General features: G+C 68.0%; 11 protein-coding genes. 8 read left to right on the top strand and 3 right to left on the bottom strand.

Going from position 1 to position 8,819, the window contains the following annotated elements:
* The 8 genes from ACN675_RS17785 to ACN675_RS17750 form a co-directional block, all read left to right on the top strand.
* Nucleotides 1-610, top strand: a 610-nt coding sequence (locus tag ACN675_RS17785; protein ID WP_420752092.1) for a DUF3558 family protein, incomplete at its 5' end; no start/stop codon positions are given.
* Nucleotides 611-625: 15 nt separating this feature from the next.
* Complete coding sequence (locus ACN675_RS17780) at nucleotides 626-1,000, top strand: hypothetical protein (protein ID WP_420752091.1); 375 nt, start codon at nucleotides 626-628, stop codon at nucleotides 998-1,000.
* Nucleotides 1,001-1,064: 64 nt separating this feature from the next.
* Nucleotides 1,065-1,583 carry a DUF3558 family protein gene (locus ACN675_RS17775; protein WP_420752090.1) on the top strand — a complete coding sequence of 173 codons (519 nt, stop codon included), beginning with the start codon at nucleotides 1,065-1,067 and terminating at the stop codon, nucleotides 1,581-1,583.
* An 11-nt stretch (nucleotides 1,584-1,594) separates the two neighbouring features.
* Nucleotides 1,595-1,966 (top strand): hypothetical protein, encoded by a 372-nt coding sequence (locus ACN675_RS17770; RefSeq protein WP_420752089.1) that lies wholly within the window; start codon nucleotides 1,595-1,597, stop codon nucleotides 1,964-1,966.
* A 3-nt stretch (nucleotides 1,967-1,969) separates the two neighbouring features.
* Nucleotides 1,970-3,457: a hypothetical protein gene (locus ACN675_RS17765; RefSeq protein ID WP_420752088.1), complete on the top strand. Its 1,488-nt coding sequence runs from the start codon at nucleotides 1,970-1,972 to the stop codon at nucleotides 3,455-3,457.
* The gene (locus ACN675_RS17760; protein WP_420752087.1) at nucleotides 3,454-4,212 is read left to right on the top strand and encodes an ESX secretion-associated protein EspG; all 759 of its coding nucleotides are present in this window, start codon (nucleotides 3,454-3,456) and stop codon (nucleotides 4,210-4,212) included. Before ACN675_RS17765 ends, ACN675_RS17760 begins: the two co-directional genes overlap by 4 nt.
* 98 nt (nucleotides 4,213-4,310) lie before the next feature.
* Nucleotides 4,311-5,456, top strand: coding sequence for a DNA cytosine methyltransferase (locus ACN675_RS17755; RefSeq protein ID WP_420752096.1), 1,146 nt, complete (start codon nucleotides 4,311-4,313; stop codon nucleotides 5,454-5,456).
* 60 nt (nucleotides 5,457-5,516) lie between these two features.
* Nucleotides 5,517-5,891, top strand: coding sequence for a very short patch repair endonuclease (locus ACN675_RS17750; RefSeq protein WP_420752095.1), 375 nt, complete (start codon nucleotides 5,517-5,519; stop codon nucleotides 5,889-5,891).
* 41 nt (nucleotides 5,892-5,932) lie between these two features.
* On the opposite strand, the gene ACN675_RS17745 is transcribed toward ACN675_RS17750, so the two are convergent.
* From ACN675_RS17745 to ACN675_RS17735, 3 genes are read right to left on the bottom strand one after another with little or no spacing between them, the layout of a single operon-like run.
* Nucleotides 5,933-6,247, bottom strand: a complete 315-nt coding sequence (locus tag ACN675_RS17745) for a DUF2510 domain-containing protein (protein WP_420752086.1) — start codon at nucleotides 6,245-6,247, stop codon at nucleotides 5,933-5,935.
* A 58-nt stretch (nucleotides 6,248-6,305) separates the two neighbouring features.
* The gene (locus ACN675_RS17740; RefSeq protein ID WP_420752085.1) at nucleotides 6,306-7,454 is read right to left on the bottom strand and encodes an acyl-CoA dehydrogenase family protein; all 1,149 of its coding nucleotides are present in this window, start codon (nucleotides 7,452-7,454) and stop codon (nucleotides 6,306-6,308) included.
* A complete protein-coding gene (locus ACN675_RS17735; protein ID WP_420752084.1) occupies nucleotides 7,454-8,686 on the bottom strand; it encodes an acyl-CoA dehydrogenase family protein in 1,233 nt (410 codons plus the stop codon). Before ACN675_RS17735 ends, ACN675_RS17740 begins: the two co-directional genes overlap by 1 nt.
* Nucleotides 8,687-8,819 lie beyond the last annotated feature (133 nt).

The raw sequence follows: 8,819 nt of genomic DNA, 5'->3' as shown, positions 1-8,819 counted from the left end.
AGGCGGTTTTTGTGCGAAAAAGTCCGGTGGAACCAGCATCGGATCGCGTGCGTCGAACCTTCATGAGGGCACTTCGAAGGAAGGGGCAGAGATGCGGCGCGCAATCGCGTTGGTCGTGCTGTCGTCATTGGTGCCGCTGGCCGGCTGCTCCGTCTCGAACTCGGTGACGGGTCGAGCGACCAAAGAGACGCCATCTGAACTGTTCGACCCCTGCACCCTTCCCCACGATGCGCTTCATGCAATCGGGGTCGACCCCGGCAGCGCATCGCAGGACTTCTTCGGAGTCCAAGCGGAAGGTTGGGACGCGTGCACCTGGAAGGCCGAGTGGTACTTCGTGACGGTCACCGCCACATCCGATGTCACCGTTGAGGAATTTCGCGCTCGCCCCCGAACCACCGACTTCCATGCTGTTGAGCTCGGCAATCGCGAGGCCTACACCTTCCGCAGCACCTACGAGAGTCAACTTGGCCTGTGCGACCTCGTCTACTCGAGCTCACAAGGAACCCTGATGCTCCGGGCCAATACGCAGGCAGGAATGCCGATGCACGAAGACCCCTGCAGCGTCGTAATTCGCACCGCCGCCACTCTCGACCCGTACATCCCCGAGTGACCATAGGGACTTCCGATGAACAACCCACAGACTCTGTTCACCCAACTCGCTCGGGAAGCCGAAGCAGGCCAGCTCTTCCTCGAACCCGACGCTGCCATGACCTGCGTACAGGCCTGCACAGACTTTCTCGATGCCCTCCGCGGATTGAAAGATGGAGCCGACTTCCTTCTGTGTAAGGACGCGTTTGGGCCTCTTCCGTCCGCCCAAGCCCTCGGCCAGAAGTTCGACGACAAAGCCGTTGGTCCTGGTGGGTTCGCCGAGGTCCTCCAGCAGCACATCGACACCGTCACACGTATGAAGGCACTCTTCGAGGCCGCCGGCAAGGCGTACGTCGAAACCGATGCGGAATCGCGCGCCCGTATCGCCGCAGCAGCCCACCCCGACAGATAGGGGAACCGACGCTCGCATCGCTGCGTCCAACCCGATAGGAATCACCATCGAGGAAGGACGACGGATGCGCACAGCCCTCACCGCTGTCCTGCTCAGCGCCTTCGTTGCGACGACCGTGGGATGTTCGATCGACACCGCAATCAAGGGGCGGGCCACCAAGACCGGTCCCGTCACTCTCTTCGACCCCTGCACTCTCCCCGATGAGGCGCTCCACGCCATCGGGGTCGACCCGGCAACCGAGTCACCCGACTTCATGGGCGTCCAATCCGAAGGCTGGGAAGTCTGTGACTGGGAGGCCGACTGGTACTACATATCGGTCTTCACCACCGACGTAACCGTCGAAGAGTTCCGGGAGCGGCCCAGAACCGCCGACTTTCGGGCCGTCGATGTAGGCGGTCGGAACGCCCACACATTCCGCAGCACAGCGGAGTCGCAACGTGGCCTGTGCGACCTCGTCTATCCCACCGCTCAGGGAACCGTCCTTATCCGAGTGGACACGAAAGCTGACGAACAGATCCGCGAAGACCCCTGCACTGTCGTGCTGCGTGCAGCCATCACCCTCGATACCCACATTCCAGACTGACAAGGGCCGCCATGAGCAACCAACAGACGCTGTTCGCCCAACTCGCCCAGGAAGCCGAGAGCGGCCACCTCCTCCTCCAACCCGATGCCGCCGCAACATGCGCAGCGGCGTGCACGAACTTCCTCGACGTGTTGGTCGAACTGAAGCACCGAGCGAACACCCTTCTGTGCAAGGAAGCATTCGGGCACCTCCCCTCCGCCCAAGCCCTCGGTCAGAAGTTCGACGACAAAGCCATCGGCCCCGGCGGCTTCACCGAGGTCCTACAGCAGCACATCGACACCGTGACTCGCATGAAGTACCTGTTCGAGGCCGCGGGCAAGGCCTACGTCGAGACCGAGGGCGAGAACGCCCGCGCCTTCACGGTCATCCCCGGTGGGAGATGACCGATGGGACTTCCTTCGTTCACCGACCTCCTGGCCGGACTGTCGATGCAGACCCTCGCTCGGGGCACGCAGGCCCTGCCCGAAGTTGCCGCGACGATCGATTCGACCAGCGGCACCACCCGCATCGCACTCGAAGCCCTCGACGCGATAGGCGGAATCCACGCGGTCGCCTGGGCGCAGGATCGGGCGGCACGCGAGCGGGGCAACGCCGCACGCGCTGAGCTCGAGTCGTCCTACGGTGTCGCCGCGTCCGGCTTCACCGGTGATTTCGAGCCGCCGGCGGTGTCGGTGATGGAGTTCTTCGAGGGCATGTCCCATGCCGAGATCGTGGAGTTCGTCGAGGCGATGAAGCCGGCGCGGATGCGGGAGAGCGTCGAGGGGTGGGGTCGCGCGCAGGTCCTCCTCGACGACAACCTCGAGGTGTTCCGCACCGCGATCGCGTCGGTGTTCACGGAGCACTGGACGGGGACCACCGCGAGCGCCGCAGGCCGCGGTGTCGCCGACTATTCGGCGAGTCTGACGCAGCTCACCAATGCGCTCGCGTTGGTGACGAACAGCCTCGGTTACGCGAGCGCGGGCATCGAGCAGGTCAAGCAGCGACTCCCGGATCCCCCGCAGTCGACGTGGTCGCACGCGCTTCGCGCCGGTGTCGCGGGTGGATTGACGACGCTGCCGACCGGAACTCTCTCCTTCCGAGTGAACGATCTCTTCCACGCAGAGGAAGAAGCCCGGGCGACTGCCGTCCGCATCATGCAGGAGGACTACGCGCCGACGGTCACGACCGCGGATTCGCGCGTCCCCGTGCTACCGCTCGCGTTCGATCCGACCGCAGACGGCAACGCCGGTTCGGGGGGATATCCCGGAGTCGGCGGCGGACCTGGTTCGTCGGGAGTGGGTCGAGGCAGCGACGGCGGCTCGGGCGGTTCGTCGGTCTCGACATATGCGAAGGGCAGCGGCGACAGCGTGGGCGGGGATCCGAGCAGCTCGACAGCGCCGGGTTCCGGATCCGCCGGTACCGGGTCGAGCGACGCCGGGACACCGGGCTCCCAGTCCTCCGGCTCCGGAGCACAAGATCCCGCGCGCACCACGGCAGCGTCCGCCGATCCCCGCGGCGCCGTGCCTGCGTCTACCGCCGTCTGGCCCGGCGGCCTCTCGTCCGGCTCCGCCGGCACCGTCGGTGGTGGCTCCGGCGTGGGATCACCAGGTGTGGGGTCACCGGGCTCCGGGCTGCCGGGACCGGGCTCGCCGGGCGCGGTCCCACCCGGATTCGTATCCGGTCCGGCCACCGCGACCCCTGCGTCGGGAGCCGCCCCCGGCGCGGCCCGCGGAGTCGGTCGCACGACTCCGATGCCGATGGGCATGATGCCGCCTCACGCTGGCAAGGGTGACGACGAGAAACGCTCCGTGCCCGGCTACCTCGTCACCGAGGAACACGGCAACGAACTGATCGGCGACATTCCCGCCACGACTCCCCCGGTGCTCGGCGCATGAACACGACGTGGCGACTGACGCAGCCCGAGTTCACGGCGGTATGGCAGCTGTTCGGTCGCGACCGCCCGCCGTTCCCGTTCCAGTTCCGCAGCACCGACCGCACCGTCGACGAGGCGTGGGCATCCCGGGCGGAAGCGGCCGCGCGGATGCGTCGCGTCCTGGACGAGGATCTGTACGCGGCGTTCGTGACCCTCGCGGATCCGTCGGTGCGAATCGAGGCCCTGGGCTTGAACCGGCCGGACACGGCGTACGAATCCGCGGTGCGCATCCACGCGGCCGTGCGCGGCGGCCGTGCCGTCGTCCTCAACGAGAGCAGCGACCCGGACGGTCTCGGCCTGGATGTGGCACTCGTGCCGTCGGGTGCCGCCGCCCGCCGGGTCGTCGAGCTGCTGCCGCACGCGGCGCCCGGCCGACGACCGGCCCTGCATCTTCCCGACCGCGAACCGGACACGGGCACGCTGCTGCGCGACAGCCGGTACCGCTCCGCCCGGGAGGTCGCCGCCGAGTTCTTCGATCGGCCCCGGGACTCCACCGGAGAGATCGCGGTGACGCCGGGCGGTGCGGTCGACGCGCGCAGCGGGACCGGAGCGGAGAGCTTCGGGTGGTCGGATTTCACCGGGGACGGTCGTTATCTGATGCGTCGGACGGATCACATCGAGGCGGTTCCGGCTGGGGCGCGTGACGTCGAACAGCGGATTCTCCACTCGGTGGACCGGGCCCTCAGGGCCCATTCGGGGCGTTCGGGGGCGTTCTGAGGGGCACGTCCCCCGTCGGCTTACGGACCGCGCCGAAACTCGAGTAACGTTCTCCGTGAACTGAGCAAGGAAAGGGTGCCGTGACGTCGACGGGGAACATGGTGGGGCTGTTCGCCGGGATCGGCGGACTCGAGCTGGGATTGCGAGATCACGGCTGGAACACCGAGCTGCTCTGTGAGATCGACGCCGGCGCCCAGGCCGTGCTGCGGGCCCGCTTTCCGGATGTGCCGCTGCATTCGGACGTCACGCGACTGCGGTCGCTTCCCCAGCGCACCGAGCTGGTCGCGGCGGGTTTCCCGTGCCAGGACCTGTCGCAGGCGGGCCGGACCGCCGGTATCACCGGTTCCCGATCCGGCCTCGTCGACGAGGTGTTCCGGCTGGTCAAACGCAAGCAGGGCCCGCGGTGGCTGGTCATCGAGAACGTGCCGTTCATGCTGCAGCTCGCGCGGGGATCGGCGATGCGGCACATCACCGACGCGCTCGAGGACCTCGGGTACGCGTGGGCGTATCGGGTGGTCGATGCGCGGGCCTTCGGGTTGCCGCAGCGTCGCCAGCGGGTGCTGATGGTGGCCTCCCGCACCGAGGATCCGCGCGCGGTGCTGTTCGGTGAGGACGCCGGTGCTCCCGACGAGGGTGATCCGGCGGCGTATCCGTGCGGGTTCTACTGGACCGAGGGTGTGCGGGGTCTGGGTTGGGCGGTGAACGCGGTCCCGACCCTCAAGGGAGGTTCGACCGTCGGTATCGCGAGTCCCCCCGCGGTGCGGTTGCCGTCCGGGGAGATCGTCACGCCGGGTCTCGTCGATGCCGAACGGCTGCAGGGTTTCGATCCGGACTGGACTGCGCCGGCCACCGAGGCGCCGGGCGTGCGGACCGGGCATCGGTGGCGTCTCGTCGGCAATGCGGTGAGCGTGCGGATGGCCTCGTGGGTGGGGCATCGGCTGTCGAATCCGATCGACTACTCGCCCGATCACCAGTCGCCGCTGCGTCCCGGGGATCCGTGGCCGAGTGCGGCGTGGGGGGCGAACCGCCGGGCGTTCCGCGTACACGAGTCGCACTGGCCGGTGCAGGAACCGTACGAGGATCTGGGCGGGTTCCTGGAGGATGCGCGGTTGCTGTCCGCACGCGCGACCGCCGGTTTCCTGCGCCGGGCGCGATCGGGCAACCTGCGATTCGTCCCGGGTTTCCTCGACGACGTGGAGAGCCACCTCGATCGGATGGGTGGATTCCCCGAGGCAGCGGCCTGACGGGCTGAACCGGTGTCCGCATCCGAACGTCCCGCGACCGATCCGGTGACGAGTGCCCGGATGAGCCGGCAGCGTCGCCGCGACACCGCGCCCGAGGTGGCGTTGCGTCGTGAACTGCATCGGCGCGGGCTGCGGTTCTTCGTCGACCGCGCTCCCCTTGCGGGCCTGCGGCGCCGCGCGGACCTGGTGTTTCCCCGGCGTCGTCTCGCGGTGTACGTGGACGGATGTTTCTGGCACCGCTGTCCCGTGCACGCGACCGACCCGAAGAACAACTCCGAGTGGTGGGCGGCGAAGCTCGCCGGGAACGTCGCCCGCGACCGGGACACCGACGCGCGTCTCGCGGCGGCGGGCTGGACGGTCGTGCGGATCTGGGAGCACGAGGATCCGCTCGTCGCGGCCGATCGGGTGCAGAACGCACTGACGCCGCCGTCCTGAGGGACGGCGGCGTCGAGGTGGACGTGCTCGGGTCGTGGTGGTCAGTAGGACTGCTGGATCCCCTGGCCGGCGTTGCGGTGGTTGCCGGCGGGCTGGAACCGGTCGGTCCAGGCCGTTCCGTCGTACCAGCGCACGAAGGCGGGGTGTCCGGGATCGCTGTACCAGCCGGCGGGGCGGCCCGGTGCCTCGGGCTCCGTGGTCACCGGCGCTGCGGAAGCCGGAGCATCACTCCGGACCGCCGACGTGGAGGCCGTGGTGCTCGACTTCGATCCGAACACACGAGGGATCAGCAGGGCCAGGGCGGCCAGCAGAGCGACCAGCACCAGCAGTGCGGCGAAAACCCACAAGAAGCTCACCGCGCCATCGTTACATACAAGTTGTATGAAACCTAGCGGAGGCCCCGATGAGTGACCTTCATCGCTTGGTCAGCGCGGCGTACCGGGCGCGATGCTGATCGGCGGTGCCGAACTCGTGTTCCAGGGCCGTCAGGCGCTTGAAGTAGTGCCCGACCGCCAGCTCCTCCGTCATGCCCATGCCGCCGTGGAGCTGGACCGCGTTCTGCCCGATGAACCGCGCCGCCCGGCTCACGGTGACCTTGGCCGCCGAGACCGCGCGCGCCCGCACCGCGCGCTCCGACTCGAGGTTGAGAATCGCCAGGTAGACCGCCGAGATGGACTGCTCGAGCTCGATGTACATGTCGACCATGCGGTGCTGCAGCACCTGGAACGACCCGATCGGCTGGCCGAACTGCTGCCGCTGCTTCGCGTACTCGACCGTGTCCGCAAGCACCTTCCGCATGAGCCCCACGCCTTCGGCGCAGACCGCGGCGGTCGCCTCGTCGAGAGCCTGCTCGACCGAATCCCACGCCTCGCCTTCGGCGCCGAGCAGCGCGTCGGCGGGCAACCGCAGGCCGGTGAACACCAGGTCGGCGGCGCGGCGGTCGTCGATGGTCCGGTAGCTGTGGACCTCGACACCCTCGGGCGGATTCTCAGCGTCGAAGTCGACGAGGAACAGCGACACCCCGTCGGTGTCGCGGCGCTCCCCCGAGGTCCGGGCGGTCACGAGCAGCTTCTGCGCCCACGGGGCGCTGCCGACGACGATCTTCTCACCGTCGAGCACCCACGAGTCGCCGTCGCGGCGGGCCGTGGTGGTCACGTCGTGGAGCACGTTCCCGGAGGTCGGCTCGGTCGCGGCGAACGCGACGACGGCCTCCCCCGCGACGATGTCCTCGAGCACCGCCTCGGCGCGGGCACCACCGGCCCGGGCGAGCAGCCCGGCACCGAGGACGACCGTGTCGACGTACGGCTCGACGACGAGGGCGTAGCCGAGCTGTTCGGCGACGATCATCAGCTCGACGGGACCGCCGTCGAGACCACCGAACTTCTCCGGCACGGTGGCACCGAGGATGCCGAGTTCCTCGGCGAAGCCCCTCCAGATGTGCGGCTGGTGGCCGGCACCGATCGTCGCCGCCTTACGGCTCTCGGCGAGGTCGTAGCGCGACGCGAGGAACTTGGCGATCGAGTCGCGGAGCAGTTCCTGTTCTTTGGTCAGACTGAAGTCCATCAGAGCCCCAATGCTGCTTTCGCCAGAATGTTTCGCTGAATTTCGTTGCTGCCCGCGTAGATCGAGCCGGCGCGATCGTTGAAGTAGCGCAGCGGCGCAACCGCCTGCCATTCTTCGCCGCTGAGGTAGTCGTCGGCGGGAGGAACGAAGTCCGCGATCGGACCGCCGGGCTTCGTCCGGTGCGGCTGGTACACGCGGCCACGCGGGCCGGCCGCTTCCAGCGTCAGCTCCGTGAGCGTCTGACTGAGTTCGGTGGAGAGCACCTTGAGCATCGATGCCGCCGGTCCGGGGTCGCCGCCCGAGGACATCGTGGACATCGTCCGGTATTCGAGGATCTCGAGAACCTCGGTGCGGATGCGCGCGTCGGCGAGCTTCGCCGCGAACACCGGGTCGTCGATCAGCGCGCCGCCGTCGGGGCCGGGCTGCTCGGACGCGACCTCGGCGAGCCGCTCGGCCATCACCTGAAGCGCCGGGGCCGCGGCGCCGCCGCCGCGTTCGAAGATCAGCAGGTACTTCGCGACCGTCCAGCCCTCGTCGATCTTGCCGAGGACGTTGGCCTTGGGCACCCGGACACCGTCGAAGAACACCTGGTTCTGCACCTGCTCACCCGAGGTCATCACCAGCGGGCGGATCTCGATGCCGGGCGAGTTCATGTCGATCAGCAGGAACGTGATGCCCTGCTGCTTGCGGCCGGTCCGCGACGTGCGCACCAGCGCGAACATCCAGTTCGCCTCGGTGGCATGCGTCGTCCAGATCTTGCTGCCGGTGACGACCAGGTCGTCGCCGTCCTCGACGGCCGCCATCGACAGCGACGCCAGGTCGGAGCCTGCCTCGGGCTCCGAGTAGCCCTGGCAGAAGAAGACCTCGCCGGTGAGGATGCCGGGCAGGAAGTAGTCCTTCTGCTCCTGGGTGCCGAACGCGATGATCGCGTGCGCGACCATCCGGATGCCCATCGGCGAGAGCGACGGCGCTCCGGCGAGGATCGACTCCCTGCTGAAGATGTAGTGCTGGGTGAGGCTCCAGTCGCAGCCTCCGTACTCCACGGGCCAAGCCGGTGCTGCCCATCCCCGCTCGTGCAGGATGCGCTGCCATTCCATGCTGGCCTCGTGGTCCGGATACACGCTCGTCGCCGACTTACCGGCGCGGCGTATCTCGGGCGTCAGCTTCTCTTCGAGAAATGCCCGTACCTCGTCCCGGAAGGCCGAATCGGCCTCTGACCACGAAAGATCCATCGATGCTCCCGGTTCTGGGGTGCTCGTCATAGACGACGAGCGGTGAGAATCACCATTAACTTAACAAGCTCAGGCGGAATCTACCGAGGATTTGTGCCCCACGTCAACAGATCCTTTCGATCGCCCTCCGGAC

The organism is Rhodococcus sp. O3 (genome assembly GCF_048897285.1).
Classification (GTDB): Bacteria; Actinomycetota; Actinomycetes; order Mycobacteriales; family Mycobacteriaceae; genus Rhodococcus.
Note: the sequence above shows the minus strand (reverse complement) of the source record. Positions and strands in the feature narration are given on the sequence as shown.